13 protein-coding genes are annotated in these 18,696 nt (G+C 57.4%); 5 read left to right on the plus strand and 8 right to left on the minus strand.

Translation table 11 applies throughout. The annotated features are described in order from the left end of the window. Position 1 precedes the first annotated feature (1 nt). Positions 2-2,257 carry a DNA topoisomerase IV subunit A gene (gene parC, locus J7J49_RS13995; RefSeq protein ID WP_251048313.1) on the plus strand — a complete coding sequence of 752 codons (2,256 nt, stop codon included), beginning with the start codon at positions 2-4 and terminating at the stop codon, positions 2,255-2,257. 20 nt (positions 2,258-2,277) lie between these two features. Further along, the gene (serB, locus tag J7J49_RS14000; protein WP_215093442.1) at positions 2,278-3,198 is read left to right on the plus strand and encodes a phosphoserine phosphatase SerB; all 921 of its coding nucleotides are present in this window, start codon (positions 2,278-2,280) and stop codon (positions 3,196-3,198) included. Between the two features lie 58 nt (positions 3,199-3,256). Here serB and J7J49_RS14005 read toward each other — a convergent pair whose 3' ends face one another. From J7J49_RS14005 to J7J49_RS14030, 6 genes are all read right to left on the minus strand, one after another. Beyond that, positions 3,257-3,643, minus strand: coding sequence for a Na+/H+ antiporter subunit G (locus tag J7J49_RS14005; protein WP_064236483.1), 387 nt, complete (start codon positions 3,641-3,643; stop codon positions 3,257-3,259). A 64-nt stretch (positions 3,644-3,707) separates the two neighbouring features. Then, entirely contained in the window at positions 3,708-3,977 is a 270-nt protein-coding gene (locus tag J7J49_RS14010; RefSeq protein ID WP_008958594.1) for a K+/H+ antiporter subunit F, read from the minus strand. Continuing rightward, the gene (locus tag J7J49_RS14015) at positions 3,971-4,468 is read right to left on the minus strand and encodes a Na+/H+ antiporter subunit E (protein ID WP_064236484.1); all 498 of its coding nucleotides are present in this window, start codon (positions 4,466-4,468) and stop codon (positions 3,971-3,973) included. The genes J7J49_RS14010 and J7J49_RS14015 overlap by 7 nt, the downstream gene beginning before the upstream one ends. Beyond that, positions 4,465-5,976, minus strand: a complete 1,512-nt coding sequence (locus tag J7J49_RS14020) for a monovalent cation/H+ antiporter subunit D (protein WP_215093444.1) — start codon at positions 5,974-5,976, stop codon at positions 4,465-4,467. Before J7J49_RS14020 ends, J7J49_RS14015 begins: the two co-directional genes overlap by 4 nt. Continuing rightward, positions 5,973-6,305, minus strand: a complete 333-nt coding sequence (locus J7J49_RS14025) for a Na+/H+ antiporter subunit C (protein ID WP_064236486.1) — start codon at positions 6,303-6,305, stop codon at positions 5,973-5,975. Before J7J49_RS14025 ends, J7J49_RS14020 begins: the two co-directional genes overlap by 4 nt. After that, positions 6,305-9,145 carry a monovalent cation/H+ antiporter subunit A gene (locus J7J49_RS14030; protein WP_215093446.1) on the minus strand — a complete coding sequence of 947 codons (2,841 nt, stop codon included), beginning with the start codon at positions 9,143-9,145 and terminating at the stop codon, positions 6,305-6,307. The genes J7J49_RS14025 and J7J49_RS14030 overlap by 1 nt, the downstream gene beginning before the upstream one ends. A gap of 163 nt (positions 9,146-9,308) precedes the next feature. Here J7J49_RS14030 and J7J49_RS14035 point away from each other — a divergent pair, with 163 nt between their 5' ends. The 3 genes from J7J49_RS14035 to J7J49_RS14045 are packed head-to-tail and all read left to right on the plus strand — an operon-like array spanning position 9,309 to position 13,057. Then, positions 9,309-10,199: an ion transporter gene (locus J7J49_RS14035; RefSeq protein ID WP_215093448.1), complete on the plus strand. Its 891-nt coding sequence runs from the start codon at positions 9,309-9,311 to the stop codon at positions 10,197-10,199. Positions 10,200-10,215: 16 nt separating this feature from the next. Then, complete coding sequence (leuA, locus tag J7J49_RS14040; protein WP_215093450.1) at positions 10,216-11,922, plus strand: 2-isopropylmalate synthase; 1,707 nt, start codon at positions 10,216-10,218, stop codon at positions 11,920-11,922. Positions 11,923-11,950: 28 nt separating this feature from the next. Continuing rightward, complete coding sequence (locus J7J49_RS14045; RefSeq protein WP_251048314.1) at positions 11,951-13,057, plus strand: hypothetical protein; 1,107 nt, start codon at positions 11,951-11,953, stop codon at positions 13,055-13,057. Positions 13,058-13,150: 93 nt separating this feature from the next. Here J7J49_RS14045 and atzF read toward each other — a convergent pair whose 3' ends face one another. Beyond that, entirely contained in the window at positions 13,151-14,971 is a 1,821-nt protein-coding gene (gene atzF, locus J7J49_RS14050) for an allophanate hydrolase (RefSeq protein ID WP_215093453.1), read from the minus strand. A 73-nt stretch (positions 14,972-15,044) separates the two neighbouring features. Beyond that, positions 15,045-18,659 carry an urea carboxylase gene (gene uca / locus J7J49_RS14055; protein ID WP_215093455.1) on the minus strand — a complete coding sequence of 1,205 codons (3,615 nt, stop codon included), beginning with the start codon at positions 18,657-18,659 and terminating at the stop codon, positions 15,045-15,047. Positions 18,660-18,696: the final 37 nt, after the last annotated feature.

Consider the following 18,696-nt stretch of genomic DNA (forward strand, 5'->3'; position numbering starts at 1 on the left):
TATGATCGATATGGATATTCAAGTAGCGGAGGGCGACGTCGAACGTCTCTCCCTGCGCGACTACACCGAAAAAGCGTACCTCGACTACTCGATGTACGTCATTCTCGACCGCGCTCTGCCCAACATTGGCGATGGTATGAAGCCCGTGCAGCGGCGGATTATTTACGCCATGCGCGAGCTGGCGCTGCATGCCAACGCCAAGTACAAAAAGTCGGCGCGTACCGTCGGCGACGTACTGGGTAAATTCCACCCTCATGGCGATAGCGCCTGCTACGAAGCCATGGTGCTGATGGCGCAGCCGTTTAGCTACCGCTACCCGCTGGTGGACGGCCAAGGCAACTGGGGTAGCCCCGACGACCCTAAATCCTTCGCCGCCATGCGTTACACCGAGGCCAAACTCTCCAAGTTTGCCGAAGTGTTGCTGGGGGAGTTGGGTCAGGGTACCGTCGATTGGGCGCCTAATTTCGATGGCACCATGCAGGAACCGCTGGTGCTGCCCGCCAAGCTTCCCCATGTGCTGCTCAACGGCGGTACCGGGATTGCCGTCGGTATGGCTACCGATATTCCGCCCCATAACGTTTCGGAAATTGTCGAAGCCACTTGCCATCTGCTGCGCAACCCCAAGGCTACTACCGCGGATTTGATGGAATTCGTGCCCGCGCCGGATTTTCCCACCGATGCGGAAATTATTACCCCGCCCGCGGATCTGCGTAAGCTTTATGAGTCCGGCCGTGGCTCGGTTAAGCTGCGCGCCCGCTACATCCGCGAAGAAGCCAATATCGTTATCACCTCGGTGCCGTATCAGGTCAGCGGCGCCAAGGTGCTTGAACAGATTGCCGCCCAAATGCAGGCCAAAAAGCTGCCCATGGTGGCCGACCTGCGCGATGAATCGACCCACGAAGAACCCACTCGTCTGGTGATCGAACCGCGCTCCAACCGCATCGACGTTGAGTCGCTGATGGCCCACCTGTTCGCCACCACGGATCTTGAAAAGAACGTGCGGGTGAATATGAACGTGATCGGCCTGGATGGCCGCCCACGGGTGATGCCGCTGCCCGAAATGCTCGGCGAGTGGCTGCAGTTCCGTCGCAGCACGGTGCGCCGCCGTTTAGAGCACCGCTTAGGCAAGGTCGAAGACCGCCTGCATATCCTGGAAGGCCTGCTGATCGCCTACCTGGATCTGGACGAAGTGATCCGCATTATTCGCGAAGAGGATGACCCTAAAGCTTCGCTGATCGAGGCCTTTAGCCTCTCCGAGCGTCAAGCCGAAGCCATTCTAGAGCTGCGCTTGCGCCACCTTGCCAAGCTCGAAGAGATGAAAATTCGCGGCGAGCAGGACGAGCTGGAAAAAGAGCGCAAATATTTAGAAGGCTTGTTAGGCAGCGAAGCCAAGCTCACCACCCTGATCGAAAAAGAGATCCGCGCGGCGGGTAAAGAGCATGGTGATAAACGCCGTTCACCGCTGGTCGAGCGCGAAGAGTCCAAAGCGCTGTCTGAAGTAGAGCTGCTTGGCGCTGACCCGATTACCGTGGTGCTGTCTGATAAAGGCTGGATTCGCGCGGCGAAAGGGCACGATATCGACCCAGAGGGGCTCTCCTATAAAGCCGGGGACAGCTTCCAGCTGGCAGCGAAAGGCAAAACCAATCAGCCGCTGGTGCTGCTGGATGACACCGGGCGTGCCTATACGCTATCGGCGCATAACCTGCCGAGTGCCCGGGGGCAGGGTGAGCCGGTTACCGGGCGAGCTAATGTGGCGGCTGGAGCGAAAATGGCAGGGCTGATGTTTGCACCACCCGAACGACGCTTTGTGCTCGCTACCGACGGCGGCTATGGTTTTGTGGCGCGGCTGGATACGCTCACCGGTAAGAACAAAGCTGGTAAAGCGGTGCTTAGCCTGCCCAAAGGCTGCAATGTGATGGCGCCGGTTGAAGTGCCTGAGAGCGACGAGCTGTGGGTGGCCTCGGTTTCCAACGAAGGCCGACTGCTGCTGTTCCCGCTAGATCAATTGCCGGAGATGTCCAAAGGCAAAGGCAATAAAATGCTCGATATACCAGGCCCCAGGGCTGCGCGCAGGGAAGAGTTTGTTTGCGGCCTCACCGTACTGGCGTCTAACGAAGCATTAATGATTCATGCCGGTAAGCGCAAGTTAACCCTAAAAGCCGACGATCTGGCCTATTATCGTGGCGAGCGGGGCCGACGTGGTAGCAAGCTGCCCCGCGGCTTCCAAAAAGTTGACCGTTTAGAGGCAGGGGAATAAATGATGGTAGGAGCTAAGTGATGGCAAACGGTGACTTGATCCTAACCGTTTTAGCGCCGCGATTAAGCGCGGATATTCAGGCCCAAGTAAACGCACTTATCGGGCAGTTTGGTCTACAGGAAATCAGCACCCAGCGCCTTGCCGATAGACAGCAGGGCGAAGGTATCGACTGTGTTGAGCAACGACTGGTAGGCGGGGTAGATGTTGAGGCCGTGCGCAATGCCGCATTGGTACTGAGCGAAACCCTGGGCGTTGATATTGTTATCCAAGCCGACACACGCAATCACGTTAAGCCCCGTTTGGTTTGTTTCGATATGGACTCCACGCTGATCAAAGCCGAGGTCATTGACGAACTGGCTCGCCGCCATGGGGTTGGCGAAGAGGTCGCAGAAGTCACCGAGCGGGCCATGCGCGGCGAGCTCGATTTTAAAGCGAGTTTCCGCGAGCGGATGAGTAAGCTGGCCGGTTTGAATGAGTCCGTGCTAGCGGAAATCGCTGAAGAGCTGCCGTTGATGGAGGGCGTTGAACGGTTGATGGCCAACCTAAAGCGCTTGGGCTACCGCACGGCGATCCTCTCAGGCGGTTTTACCTATTTTGCTCATCACTTGCAGGAGAAGCTTGGTTTTGACGAGATCCATGCCAATGAGTTGATCATCGAAGAGGGCAAAGTAACCGGCGCTGTGAGCGAACCGATTGTCGACGCCGAGCGCAAAGCTGCACTGTTAGAAACCATTGCCTTGCGGGAAGGTTTTAGCCTGGATCAAACCATTGCTGTGGGTGACGGTGCCAACGATCTGAAAATGCTCGCCAAGGCGGGTCTGGGTATCGCGTTTCGCGCCAAACCTTTAGTGCGCGCCCAGGCGCGCCAGGCGATATCGTCGGTGGGCCTTGACGGTGTTCTCTACCTGCTGGGTTACCATCAGCAGGATTTAACGCCATAAAAAAGGCGGTGCCATTAGGCGCCGCCTTGTTTTTTATTTTGATGTGATTTTACCCGTTTTAGCCATGGCCTTTATCGGGGTGCGGTACCGGCTTCTCGCCCACTTCTTCAGGACGTAGCTCTACCGGCTTACCCTGGGTTTTATCAGCGTGTTTTAAGCGCAGGTGCAAGCCGGATTTGGCTAACAGGTGGGCGCTGACGGGGGCGGTAATAAACAGGAATAGCGTAATCAGCAGCTCTTGAGCATCCGGTTTACCGTCAATGCTCCAGAAATACAGCATCGAAGCAATCAGCATGCAGCCGATGCCCAAGGTGGTGGCCTTGGTAGGGCCATGTAGACGCATATAGAAATCGCGCAGGTGCGCCATCCCCAGCGAGCCGATAAACACAAACACACCGCCAGCGATCAGCAGCAGCGAAATAAGCGCTTCTATGATGACTGGCATAGTTCCCCCTGACGCATATTTATCAAACGACCGCTTGTATTCATCATTCGACAGCTCATGTTAATCATTCGATGATGTCTCCGCGTAGAATATATTTGCACACCGCGACGGTGCTGATAAAACCTAGCATCGCGATCAGCAGCGCCGACTCAAAATAGGTTTTACTGTTCAACCAAAGCCCTAACAACACAATTAGCGCAATCGAGTTGACGTACATAGTGTCTAGAGCCAGTACCCGGTCGGGCAGGCTGGGGCCGATGGTCAGCCGGTAGAGGTTCATCAACAGTGCCATCACCACCAGCGCTAAGGTGATATAAAGCGCAATGCTCAGCATTCGTAAATCTCCTTGAGCGGGCGTTCATAGCGCTCACGAATCTGGTTAATCAGCGCTTCTTCATCGTCGACATTTAAGGCGTGAATTAGCAGAGACTTACCATCCATACGCAAATTGGCCGATACGGTACCTGGGGTCAGGCTGATCGTGTTGGCCAGTAGCGTGATGGTGAAGCGCTCTTCGAGCATTAGCGGATATTCAATAAAATGAGGCTTAAGTCTGCGCCATGGGTTGGCAATTAAGTAAGCCACTTCAAAGTTGGCGGTGATGATGTCGCCCAGTACCCGGAAGATAAACCGCAGCAGCATGAAGGGCTTGCCGATCAGTGGACGGGCATCCCAAAAGCGGTGGGTCAGTAGGGGAATCAAAATAGCTAATGAGCCGCCGAGTACGAACTGACCAAAAGCGTAGCTGCGTACTAACAGCAGCCAAACGACCAGCAGCAGTAGGGATAATACAGGCGTGGGTAGCCAGGAACGCGGGGCGATCATTGGGCATCTCCAGCATCAGGTAGTAGCGTGCGAATCAGCACTTGAGGGTTGGCTAATTGCTCAGCCGTGGCTTGAGTGTAGCTGCTCACAGGCCCTGCAAGTGCGACTAATAGCGGGGCTGCACTGAGCAGCCAGATAACCCCAAACCATTGGCAACGGGGCAGTGAGCTACCGCTGATCGTGCCCCGGTGGCTGCGCCAAAACAGCGTAGAGCCTGCCCGGGAAAGGGCAATCAGCGAAGCAAGGCTGGTCAGCAGCAGCAACGGCCAGAGCCATAGGCGCTGGGAGCCCTCGGCGGCATTAAGCATTAATGCCTTGCCGAACGCGCCGGAAAACGGCGGCACGCCTGCCACAGCGATGGCGCCGACAAAAAACAGCATGGCGAGTCCTGCGCCTTGCACCATAGGGCGACCCTTGACCAAACGGGTGCCGGCTTTACCACGCTGTAGGCCAATCATTTCTGCTAGCAGGAATAGACCACCGGTGATCAGCGTGGTGTGGATCAGGTAATAGAGTAACGCCGAGACCGCCTGGGAGGAGCGCATGCCGATACCTGCCAGCAGCGTGCCCACCGATACTAACACCAGGTAAGCCACCAGCAAGCGCAAATCCCGTGCGGCCATTACCCCAACGCCAGCGGCGGCCAAGGTGCCGAGCGACAGCCACCATACCCAGGGCTGCTCCAGCGCCTCCAAGCCGCCAGCGCTATCGCCAAAAATAAGTGAGTAGACGCGCAGAATGGCGTAAATCCCCACTTTGGTCATAATCGCAAACAGTGCAGCCACCGGCGCGGGGGCCGAGGCGTAGGCTTTGGGCAGCCAGAAGTAGAGCGGCAGAATCGCCGCTTTTAACCCAAACACCACTAGCAGCATGAGTGCACCGGCGGTCACTAAACCATCGCGCTCTGCCGGTAGGTCAGCGACCCGGATCGCCATATCGGCCATGTTTAGCGTGCCCGTGGCGCCGTACAGAATCCCCACCGCAATCAGAAACAGAGAAGAGCCCGCCAGGTTGAGCACTACATAGTGGACGCTTGCCTGAATGCGCGCTTTGCCGCCGCCGTGCAGTAGCAGGGCGTAAGACGCCAGCAGCAGCACTTCAAAGAAGACGAACAGGTTGAACAAATCGCCAGTTAAAAAAGCGCCGTTGATGCCCAGCAATTGCCACTGAAAAAGGCCGTGGAAGTTACTGCCTTTCTCGTCATCGCCCGCGCAGGCAAAGACCACTGCGCCAACGGCCAATAAAGCAGTCAGCAGCAACATTAAGGCCGAGAGACGATCAAGCACCAGTACGATGCCGAACGGAGCTTGCCAATCACCGAGTGCGTAGTAAGTGATTTCACCGCTAGCCGCTTGGCGTAACAAGCCAATCGCTACCAGCAGCAGTAGCGCGGTGGCGGTAACACTCACTGCGCGCTTGTAACGTACTAATCCTTGGCGCTGATAAAGCAGTAGAATACCTGCCACTAACGGTAGAACAACAGGAAAAACAATCAGGTGCTGCATCATTCTCGGTCTTCCTTTTTACCGTCGACGTGGTCGTTACCCACTTCGCTACGTGCGCGCATCGCCAAGATCACCACAAATGCCGTCATCGCAAAGCCGATCACAATGGCGGTGAGCACCAGCGCCTGGGGGAGCGGGTCGGCGTAGTCAGTTCCTTCAGACACAATGGTGGCCCCGTCAGTGGTCAATCCACCCATCGAAAACAGGAAAAGATTCACGGCATAAGAGAGCAGCGTAAGGCCCACTACGACCGGAAAGGTGCGGCCGCGAAGAGTGAGGTAGAGCCCACAAGCGGTCAATACGCCGGTGGTCATCGCATAGAGCAGTTCCATTAGCGAGGCTCCTTGGCAGAGGGCGTTGCAGCGCTGGCTTCGGCATCTTTTTCAGAAGCTTCGGTCACAGGGCGGTGGGCGGTGGTCACTTTGCCCAGGTTGGCAAGAATCATTAACGTAGCGCCCACGACGGCTAAGTAAACGCCGAGGTCGAATAGGAGTGCGGTGGCTAATTCAAAGGTACCGATCAGCGGTAGCGTGAAGTAACCAAATGCGGAGGTTAAGAACGGGTAGCCAAACAGCCAACTGCCTAACCCTGTTAGCGTGGCAATGGCCACCCCAATGACCGCCACTGGCTGGAAGGGGAAGTTTAAGCGCTCTTGCGCCCACGCCACGCCTCGCGCCATATACAGCAGAATCAGTGCTACCGCGGTAATCAGCCCGGCAATAAAGCCGCCGCCAGGCTCGTTATGGCCGCGCAGGAAGATAAACGCTGACACCAATAGCGCCAATGGAAGTAGCGTCATTGAGATGGAGGTTAGAATCGCCGGGTAGCGATCAGGTGACCATACTCGGCCTTCACCATCACTGTGCGGTATAAACAAGCGTAAACGATTTAGTAGCTTGAAAATCGCCAGACCTGCGATGGCGAGTACGGTGATTTCACCCAAGGTATCGAAGCCCCGGAAGTCGACCAAAATGACGTTGACCACGTTGTATCCGCCACCGCCTGGCTTGCTGTTTTCCATAAAGAAACTAGAAATCGACAGCGTGTCACGGGTCATCACCGCGTAGTTAAGGCTGGCGATCACCAGACCCAGTGAGCCGGCTAGCAGCATGTCGCGGATATTCCTCAGCGGGCTGGATTCGCGGGGCGTTTTCTGCGGCAGGAAAAATAGCGCCAACATCAGCAGAATCATGGTCACGACTTCTACTGAAAGCTGTGTCAGCGCCAGATCCGGTGCCGAGAAACGGGCAAAGGTAAGCGCCACAAAGAGCCCTACTACCGACAGCATCAGCAAAGAAATCAGCCGGTAGCGGTGGGTGGCGGCGGTCGCTATGCCGCCAAACATAAGCATTCCCGCCCCGAGTATGAGGATACCATCCAGCTCTTGATTGCCAGCAGCACCCGTTAAGTCGGTGATCTGAACCAGACCGACCCCACCCATGACTAATGCGCCTAGCCAGAGCCATCCCACATAGCGCTGTAGTGAATTGCCTTCCAGTGCGGCGATAAGCTGCTCGGAGCGATAGCCCATGGAAACCAGGATACGTTCGAACACGCGCCGGGCATCCACCCCGGCAAACTGCTGGGTAAATCGACGCAAATCGGCATGCCGCCAATACAATGCGATACCCACCACAAAGGCAAGCAGGCTCATGATGAGCGGCAGATTAACGCCGTGCCAGATCGCCAGATGAAAATCGAGCGGACTCCCGATTACCGCTTGGCTGGCAAGCTCTAACAATCCCGTTGCCATAAAGGCCGGGAACAGACCCACCACTACGCAGAGTACGACCAATATTTCTACTGGCAAACGCATAAGGTGTGGCGGCTCGTGAGGCGATTTTGGCGGCGCTTCACGAGCCGGCTTGAAGAACACGGCGTGTACTAAACGCACAGAATAGGCCACAGAAAGAATCCCGCCGAGCGCTGCCAACGCAGGCAATAACCAACTTAGGCCACCTAAAACGGGCGTCGCTAGCGCCTCGGTGAAGAACATTTCTTTGGATAAAAAGCCGTTAAACAGCGGTACGCCCGCCATCGCTGCCGCTGCCAGGGTAGTTAGTAGCGCGGTCACCGGCATGGCTTTTTTCAGCCCACCGAGCTGTTTCAGCTCTCGGGTGCCGGTTTCATGATCGATAATGCCAGCACTCATAAACAACGCGGCTTTAAAGGTGGCGTGATTAAGAATGTGAAATAGCGCCGCCAAAATCGCCATGGGGCTGCCGATGCCCAACAGCACGGTAATCAAGCCTAAATGGCTAACGGTGGAGAACGCCAAAATGCCCTTCAAGTCGGTTTTCATCAGCGCAAACCAGGCGCCATATAGCATGGTGACAATGCCCACCAACGAGACCACTACGCTCCACAGTTCGCTACCCGCAATGGCGGGGTGCAGCCGTGCCATTAGGAAAATGCCCGCTTTTACCATGGTGGCCGAGTGTAGGTAGGCCGATACCGGCGTGGGCGCCGCCATGGCGTGGGGCAACCAAAAATGAAACGGAAACTGAGCTGATTTGGTAAACGCACCCAACAGGACTAAACCCAACATAAGCGGGTAGCGCGGGTCGGCAAGAATAACGTCTCCGCTGGCCAGCACCTCGCCCATGTTGAAGCTGCCCGCCATATCGCCGATCAGCAGTAAGCCTGCCAGCAGTGCCAGACCGCCTGCGCCCGTCACCGTTAGCGCCATACGTGCGCCTTTACGGGCGTCCGACTGGTGCGACCAGTAACCGATCAGCAAAAACGAGGAAAGGCTGGTTAACTCCCAGAATAGCCAGAGTAGAATCAGGTTGTCCGACATTGAAATACCCACCATTGATGCCATAAAAAGCATCAGGAAGGCGTAGAATCGGCCATAGGGCTCATCTTTGGCTAAATAGTAGTGAGCATAGAGAATAATCAGCAGGCCAATGCCGAGTATCAGCAGATTGAACAGTAGCGACAGCCCATCCAGGCGGAACGCTAGGTTCAGCGCCAGCTCAGGCATCCAGGCGGCCGAAAAGCGCAGCTGCTCACCGTCTAGCAGAGCCGGCACGTTGAGTAGCGTCATTACTAAGGCAGTCGCCGGCAGCACAGCAGTCGCAAGTGAACAGAAACCGCGACCGCGCTGTGCGGTAAGTGCCGGTACCAGTACGCCTAGCAGAGGCAATAAGGCTATCCAAAGCAGTGTCATGGGGTCATCCAGCGGCTAAACAAAAGAGTACCAACAGGGCGCCTATAGAGGCGTTCTGGTGGCGTAGGATACATCAAGTGAAACAACAGGATATCACTTGTGTAGTAGGTGTGTAATTTTAGTATAAAGTGTGCGGATTAACCGTTAAGAGATTTTTTGTTACATGAGTGACGCCTTTACTACCTGGCAGGCCCGCTTTGAAAAGCTGCGCTCAAATAAGCTTTTTGAAGCCGTGGTGATCGCCATTATCGTTATTTCCGCCCTGGTAATAGGGGCAAAGACCTATGACGAAACCACTCAGGTTGAGCAGTGGCTGCTCTATCTTGATATTGCGGTAACAATTTTTTTCCTGATCGAAATTTTAATCCGAATGGCCGCCGAACGCAGCCTGCTAAGCTTTTTCAAAAAGGGCTGGAACGTTTTTGACTTTCTGATTGTGACCGCCAGCCTAATTCCCATGGACGATTCGGAAATGGTACTGCTGGCGAGGCTGCTGCGTATTTTCCGGGTACTGCGCTTGGTGTCGATGATTCCTGAACTGCAGATGCTACTCAGTGCGCTGGTGAAATCAGTTCCACGGATGGGCTACGTGGTACTGCTTATGTTTATCATTTTCTATATCTACGCCGCTATTGGTAGCTTTCTGTTTCACAATGTAGACGAGGGGCTGTGGGGCAATATTTCCCTGGCGATGCTAACGCTGTTTCAAGTGGCGACGTTTGAGAGCTGGGCCACCGCCGTGCTCTACCCCGCCATGGAGGTTTACCCCTACGCCTGGATCTATTTTTTAACCTTTATCTTTTTGAACGCCTTTATCTTTCTCAATATGATGATTGGTATTGTGTTGGACGTGATGCAGAAAGAGAGCGCGCAAATGGCGCTGGACAACGGTGAAGGCGAAGAGGCTGAGCTGCAGTCGCTACGCAATGACGTTCGCGTGCTGAAAGCACAGCTTGATCGCATGGAGTCAGCCCTCACCCAAGCCTACTCAATAGCCCCCACACCCCAGAACAAAGTGGGCGGCAAGCACATCGACAAGCCCACAACTGACTGATTTTCGGAGAGCCGCCATGATGTTGACTGATCCTGCCAAAAAATACCGTCCCTTTGTGGCCGTTGATCTGCCCGACCGTCAGTGGCCGAGCCAGCGCATTGAATCAGCGCCTATCTGGTGCAGCGTCGATCTGCGCGACGGCAATCAATCGCTGATTGATCCCATGGATCAAGAGCGCAAGCAGCGCTTGTTCGACATGCTGCTTAGTGTCGGTTTCAAACAGATAGAGGTGGGGTTTCCGTCAGCATCGCAAACGGACTTCGATTTTGTGCGCTCGTTGATTGAGCAGGATAAAATTCCTGAGGATGTGACCATTCAGGTGCTGACCCAGGCGCGTCCGCACTTGATTGAGCGCACCTTTGAAGCCTTGAAAGGCGCCAAGAACGCCATTGTCCACGTTTATAACGCCACTGATCCGATGTTTCGCCGAGTGGTATTCAACGTCGATAAGCCTGAGTGCGTGCAAATCGCCGTGGAGGCTACCCAGCAGATTCGCGCACAAATGGATGCCGCGCCGGAAACCAATTGGACGTTCCAGTACTCGCCGGAACTTTTCACCACCACTGAGATGGACTTCGCCGTTGAGATCGTCGAAGCGGTCATGGCCGCTTACGGTTCCAGCGCTGAAAAGCCCATGATCGTCAATCTGCCCGCCACGGTGGAAGTTGCAACGCCGAATAACTATGCCGACCAGATCGAGTGGTTCTGCCGCCATGTCAAAAATCGCGACCACTTGATTGTCAGCGTTCACCCCCATAACGACCGTGGCACCGGCGTTGCGGCAGCCGAGCTAACGCTGATGGCTGGCGCTGACCGTGTAGAAGGCACTCTATTTGGCAACGGCGAACGTACCGGCAACGTCGATATCGTGACCCTGGCGATGAATATGTACACCCAGGGCGTTAACCCGCAGCTCGACTTCTCCAATATCACCCCGATCATGCGCGAAGTGGAGTACTGCAACCAGTTGCCGGTACACCCGCGCCATCCTTACGTGGGTGATTTGGTGTTTACCGCTTTCTCCGGTTCCCACCAGGACGCGATCAAAAAAGGCATGGCGGATCGCCGCGCTAATCCTGACGCTCTGTGGGATGTGCCCTATCTGCCCATCGACCCGCTGGATGTGGGCCGCAGTTACGAAGCGGTTATCCGGGTTAATAGCCAGTCGGGTAAAGGCGGAGTTTCCTACTTACTTGAGCAGGAACACGGTATTGAGCTGCCGCGTCGACTATCTATTGAATTCAGCCAAGTGGTGCAGGAAGTCGCAGAGCGTACCGGACGCGAGATTACCTCGCAGATGATCTATCAGGCCTTTGCGGATGAGTATTTAGAACAGCGTGCGCCCTTTTTATTAGTTAACCATCGTTTGTCGTCTGAGCCCGATAGTCCCAAAGTAATGCTGGACGCCGTAGTTGAAGAGAACGGCGCGCGGCAAACGCTAAAAGGCGAGGGCAATGGCCCGCTAGCCGCTTTTATTAAGGCACTGGCTGCAGCAGGGCACGATGTAGAGATTATCGACTACCACGAGCACTCCCGCGGTCAGGGCGCTGATGCGGAAGCCATTGCCTACGTGGAAGTGCGTATCGACGGCAAAGCGGTGTTCGGCGTGGGCACGGATGAAAGCATCACCAGCGCCTCCATGAAAGGCGTCCTTAGCGCCATCAATCGCCACCATTCGACCCAACCCGCAGCGGCGAACGTGACGGCGGAGTCGTTAGGGTAATCCTGCGGTTACCAATTGAATGAGGTGAATGGCGATGCGGCCCTGGCAGATAATGGTAGTCATCGCGATAGTAATCGCCGGGCTAGCATCGACGTTGGCCTCTCATGAACCGTTTGAGTCCAAACTGGTGCGCCTGGAAGCTCAGCGGGCGCTGCCCACCCTAGCGGCATCGCTTCAGCACGAGTCGCCAGAGCTCAATGCGCTGTTTCTCAGCTATGCTGACGATCAGGCGCTGTGGATGAGCGCCTCTTTGGCGATTTTGCGCCACGGTGGTAGCGCCCGCGATGTATTAGTGGAGTACGGATTACTGCCCGATTTTCAGCGAGTATTGGTGCGCTATGGAGCCGATGCCGTACTGCCCATCAGCTACTTTCGCAGCCACGATGTGGCCACGCTAAGAGCGCAACACTGGGTCGGCGAGCGCTATCAACAGGTTAGCCGCTGGTGGAGCGATGAAGAGGGTGAGACAGATTCAGCGTTTACTCCTTATCGTCGTGGGCAGATGGGCATCGCGCTGCTGGATGCCAACGGCCATGCGCTGCTTAACCAATTTGTGGTCAGCGAAAAAGGTGAAGTTGAATGGCTACAGGGTGAGCGTCTGGTGGCGGGCCTAGGCGATTTCTTTACCAGCGGGCTACGCGATTTGGAAAGCCAGTGGAGGCGGGGCGACGACATTGGCGCCGCCGACTTAGGCTGGGCCGGGGTAGATCTGCTGGTCATGGCCAGCACCGTTAAAGTGCTGCGGGCAGGCCGGGCCGCGCGTGCTGCCCGAGTGGGCAGTGTGGAAGCCCAGGGCGCTCGGGTCGGGCTGCGCCAAGGGTTGCTAGCTACTGGTGGGCGCTTTGCAACGTTACCGCGCATGGCCAAGATCGCCGCAGTAGCGGGCACTGCCTATGTGGTGGTGCGCCACCCAAGCTTAGTGAGCGCACTCGGCGCCAATCTCTCTACCTGGCTTGGCTGGCCGGTATGGCTTGGCCAGTTTCTTATCTGGCTGATTGTGCTACTGCCGACTCTGTTCATTGCTCGCTTTATCTATCGCTGGTTACTCACGCCACTTTTGTGGCTGATGGTGCCACTGACGCGAGTATGTTTTAAGGCTGCTAATCGGTCGTTGGCCAAGCGCACCCAAGGGTAGCCGGAAGATCTCAGTTAAAACCTATTTCAGTTAAAAAATAGTTAAAGAGGCCCCTGAGCAGAGCTCCACATGCCAATGGGCCTCGTATTAGCGCTATGATCGACTCGAGAGCCACTCCCGCCAGCCGCCAAACTCGGTAATGTCTTCTGCTTCACCGCCTTCATTAAGCGCCCCTGCGGTGCAGATAAAACCACACTTCCAACTACCGTCGCCGAGCTCCACTTGGCCTAAGCCGAGCGGAGCAGGAATGCCTGCGAGAAAACTCCCCAGGGTCTCAATCGGCAGTCGCCATACTTCCACTCCAATGGCTTGGCCGTTCTCGTCGCGCAGCATTGCCGGGCGTTTGGGTGGCCCGCCTGCCAGGGCAAACAGTTTGTAGCGCGGTGCGCTCTGTGTGGTGCTAACCAATACGCCGCCGCGTTCGGTCAACTGGTGGTTAAGCGGCAGACCTTGCAGGTGCGCACCGCATACCACCAGCTCCATGCTGCCGTCTTGGGTAGCAACGGGGAGTTCGGCCAGCGGTGGGTGTTTTACGCCGGAGGCACCTAACGGCAGCATCAAGCGGGCTTCGAGGGCGCGGGCCAGGGAGAGCAGCGTTAAGTCAGCAAACACCGGCCCAAACAGCGTGACGCCCACCGGTAAATTGCGCTCGCTAAAGCCCACCGGCACCGCCAGGGCGCTGTAGTCGAGCAGGTTCATAAAGTTGGTCCAGGTGCCCAGGCGGGAGTTAACGCCGATGGGATCCGCCGCCACCTCGGCCTTGCTCGGATGCGTGACCGTGGTGGGCGAGAGCACCACATCCACCTGACTGATGATTGCGTCGGCCTGCCGCTTGTACTCGGCGAGCTTATAGCGCGCATCGAAGGCGTCGACCGCCAGTGGCGTGGCGCCACCTTGGGTGATCTGGAAAGTGACCGGATGTACCGCCTCGGGAGTGCTCGCCATTAGGTCGCGAATCACATGGTAACGCTCGGCCACCCAGGGGCCTTCGTAGAGCAAACGCGCTGCGGCCAGTAGCGGTGAACAGTCAAGCTCGACCTTTTCGCCGCCAAGGGCTTCCAGCTCGGCAATGGCCTGGTGCATGCCTTGGGTATAGGCCGCATCGGTTTGCCACTGGGATTCAAGCGGCACCCCAAAGCGAAACGCTGCGGGTGCTTTGCCGTAGCGCTTACCTTGCACAGCAAAGTTATGCTGACGCGACCAGGCGCACTGATCATCATAGGCTGCGGTGATATTTAGCAGCTTGGCGCCATCGTCAGCGGTCAGCGCAAACAGGCTGATAGTGTCCAGCGTGGCGCAGGCAGGCACTACGCCGCGGGTGCTAAGCAGCCCTAAGCTCGGCTTAACCCCGTAAAGGTTATGAAAGCAGGCGGGCACACGCCCAGAGCCCGCGGTATCGGTACCCAGCGCAAAGCTGACCATGCCTGCTGCTGTCACTACCGCCGAGCCGCTACTGGAGCCACCCGGCACCAGCGTCGGGTCGAAGGCATTGGCGGGCGTGCCGTATACGTCCAGCGCCCGCTCGCCCACCAAGCCTGTGGCGAACTGATCTAGGTTAGTTTTACCCATGGGGATAGCGCCCGCATCGATCAACTGCTGCACCACAAAGGCGTTTTCGCTGGGCGTATAGGCATACGCTGGGCTGCCCGCGGTGGTGGGTACTCCGGCGAGATCGATATTGTCCTTCATCGCAAACGGAATGCCGTAAAGCGGCAAGGTTTCCGGCGATTCGCCTTCCAGGCGCTTCAGGTAAGGTTCCAACTGCTCACGGGTCAAGCGAGTAATCCAGGCGGGCTCTTTACCGTGGGCGTCCGCTTGGGCGAGCAGCTGGTCGATCAACGTAGCAGGGGTGAGCTCACCCTGCTGGTAGGCGGTGTGAAGGCTTGTGATGTCGAGGGCTAGGCGATGTGGCATAAGTAAACTCCTGTATTCATTAACTGTGACGGAAGGCGATAAAAGCAATGTTCACTGGTCAGCATTACGCCTCCTATTCACCGCTAAGCACAACGATGGGCTGCCCGGGGGCAATGGACGCGCCTTCAGCAATCGGCAGCCGCACTACGTGACCCGCGCAGTGGGTGGTGATCTCGACTTCCATTTTCATCGACTCCACCACCGCCACCGGCTGACCGGCCGTAACCTGATCGCCTTCTTCAACCAGCAGTTTCCACAGGCTGCCGGTTACTGGGCTCTCAATGCCGACTTCGTCTTCGCCTAGGGTTTCGATCTCCGCGCTTTCTGGGGCTTGATCTTCAAAGGTGAACTGGCCATTGGCCCGCCAAGCGGCCATTTCCGCCTGGAAAGCGGCTTCGCGTTTTGATCGAAAAGTCTCAATCGCCTCGGCGTTCTTGTCGATCTCGGCCTGGTAGTCCGCCAAGCGGAAGCGCGCGGTTTCAATGGATAGGTCGTATCGACCATGGGGGAAGTCGCGACGAATTTGCTCCAGCTCTTCGTGGCTGACTTCATGGAAGCGCAACTGATCAAAAAAACGCAGTAGCCAGGGGTTCTCGAAGTGTTGGGTGGTGCGGTAGCGGTTCCACATTTGCAGCGTGCGGCCGACAAACTGGTAGCCGCCGGGGCCTTCCATGCCGTAAACGCACAGGTAAGCGCCGCCGATGCCCACGGAGTTTTCGGCGGTCCAGGTGCGGGCTGGGTTGTACTTGGTCGTCACCAGACGCTGACGCGGGTCGAGCGGCGTCGACACAGGGGCGCCCAGGTAGACATCGCCCAGGCCCATCACCAGATAGCGGGCATCGAAGACGATATCGCGCACTTGCTGCTCGCTTTCCAGGGCGTTGATACGGCGAATAAAGTCGAGATTGCTGGGGCACCAAGGGGCATCCGGGCGCACACTGCGCTGGTATTTATCGATGGCTTCCTGGCAGGCAGGGTCGTCCCAGGAGAGCGGTAGATGCACCACCCGCGACTCGACTTCCAGTGACTCTACATCGACCAACGCCTGCTCGGCGTTTTGCAGATGGGCGAGCAGCGTATCCAGGGGCAGTTCCAAAGGCTCGTAGTGAATCTGCAGCGAGCGAATACCGGGAGTTAGTTCCCGCAAACCGGGTAGCGAATGCTCCTGTAACCACAGCATCCAGGCGTGTACCCGAAAGCGCAGCGCGATATCCAGCTCCATGGCGCCAAACTCGATGAGCAGGAAATCGTCCCCAGCGCGGCGGTAAACGATGCGCTCACCGGCCTGCTCGGCGGGCACATCGCGCAGGATAGGGGTGTCGCGCTCTGGCTGAATCTCTTCGACGGGCACTACGGTGAGAGACGCCAGTTGTTTTAGCTGGCGCTCTTCAAGGGCGCGGGCGGTGGCGAGGCTGACCGGCACAAAGCGCACTTTATCGCCGGCGGCGAGCTGGCCCAGCTTCCAGCGCTCGGCGCGCACCACGGTGGCGGGGCAGACAAAGCCGCCCAGTGATGGCCCGTCGGGGCCAAGAATCACCGGCATATCGCCGGTAAAATCGATGGTGCCGAAGGCGTAGGCGTTATCGTGGATATTGGAGGGGTGCAGGCCCGCCTCGCCGCCGTCGGCGCGGGCCCACTCGGGCCGTGGGCCAATCAGCCTGACGCCAGTGCGGCTGGAGTTGTAGTGGACTTCCCACTCGTGGTCGAAGAAGCGCTCGATATCGTCATCGGTAAAAAAGTCCGGCGCGCCGTGGGGGCCGTAAAGCACGGCCACCTGCCAGGTTTTTCCGCCGCTTTTATGGCCAAAGGTCGGGATAAGCGCATTATCCAGCTGGACCGCGGAGACGGGCGTTAGCGTGGGTAAATCGAGCATATCGCCGCTGCGCAATGCACGGCCACCATGGCCACCAAACTGGCCTAGGGTAAAGGTGCTCCGAGAGCCCAGATAGCGCGGGCACTCGATACCGCCACGTACCAATAAATAGGCGCGAGCGCCCACGGCGGCTTTCCCCAAGGTCAGCGTGGCGCCAGCGGGAACATCAATCACCTGCCAGAAGGGAATCGCTACTTCACCGAGGGTTGCAGGCAGCTCGGCACCCGCCAGCACAATTTGCGTCGCGCGGTGAAAGCGCAGCGTCGGGCCGGTGAGGGTGATCTCCATCCCGGCGGCGTCGGCGGGATTGTCGAGCAGACGATTACCCAGCCTAAACGACCAGTCATCAAAGGGCCCCGAGGGCGGTACGCCCACATCCCAATGCCCCTGGCGGCCGGGGAAATCCTGAATGGTCGTCATTGTGCCAGGCGCGAGCACTTCGATAACGGGCGGTGCCCACTTCAGCGTGGTGAGCCAGTGTGTGTCTAGATCCGCCTGCTGAAAACGCTCGGCGCGCAGCACATGGGCGAGCCAGGTGCGGTTGGTGGTAATACCGTAGACGCTGGCGTGATCCAGGGTGTCCGCTAACTGTTCAATAGCAGTGTCACGACTGTCGGCGTGAACAATCACTTTGGCCAGCATGGGGTCAAACAGCGCAGAGATTTCAAGCCCAGCTTCAATGGCGTGGTCGATGCGCAGGCCGTCAGCCTTTGGAAAATCAACTTCGGTGAGCAGCCCCGCGCTGGGGCGGAAGTCGTGGGCGGGGTCTTCGGCGTAAAGACGCGCCTGCACTGCGTGGCCGCTGGGGGCGAGATCTTTGGTCAGTGTTTCAAGATTGGGCAGCTCGCCTGCGCCCAGTTTGACCATCCACTCGACGATATCAACGCCATACACCATCTCGGTAACGCCATGCTCAACCTGTAGCCGGGTGTTCACCTCAAGAAAATAGAACGCTTGGCGCTCGGTGTCGTAAATAAACTCAACGGTTCCGGCGCTGCGGTAGTTGACCGCTTTGCCCAACTGAACGGCGGTTTCGTGGAGGGCCTGGCGAACGTCGTCCGGCAGGTTGGGGGCGGGGCACTCTTCGAGCACTTTTTGGTGGCGGCGTTGGGTCGAGCAGTCCCGCTCGCCGAGCGCGACGACATTGCCCTGACCATCGCCGAATAGCTGTACCTCGATATGGCGGGCGCGGGCGATATAGGCCTCCAGAAACACGCCGCCGTCGCCAAAGTTGCGCTGGCCCAAACCTTTGACAGAGTCAAAGGCACGCTCGAGCTCGGCGGCATTTTGACATACCTGCATGCCGATACCGCCGCCGCCCGCGGTGGATTTGAGCATCACCGGGTAGCCGATCTGCTCGGCGCTGGTGACGGCTTCGTCAACGCTGCCGAGCAGTTCAGAGCCTGGTACCAGCGGCACACCGGCTTTTTCGGCCAGCGCACGGGCTTGGTGTTTGAGGCCAAACTGTTCAATCTGCTCGGCGGTGGGGCCTAAAAAGATCAGGCCTGCTGCATCGCAGGCTTCAATAAAGCGGGTGTTCTCTGACAGGAAACCGTAGCCGGGGTGCACTGCCCGGGCGCCGCTCTGTTTGGCAATGGCGATCAGCTTGTCGATATTAAGATAGGTGTCGCTGGCGCCACCCTCGCCGAGAGAGTAAGCCTCATCGGCCTGGTGAACGTAGGGGGCGTCGCGGTCCGCATCGGCGTAAACCACCACGCTGCCCACGCCAAGGGCTTTCAGGGTGCGTAAAATGCGTGCGGCAATGGCGCCGCGGTTGGCAATCAGGACTTTGCTAAACGTTGTATTGATGGACATGGCACTGCCTGCAAACAAAGGCGGGTCGTCCCGCAGG

This window comes from Halomonas sp. ISL-56 (genome assembly GCF_018612805.1).
Taxonomy (GTDB): Bacteria; Pseudomonadota; Gammaproteobacteria; order Pseudomonadales; family Halomonadaceae; genus Vreelandella.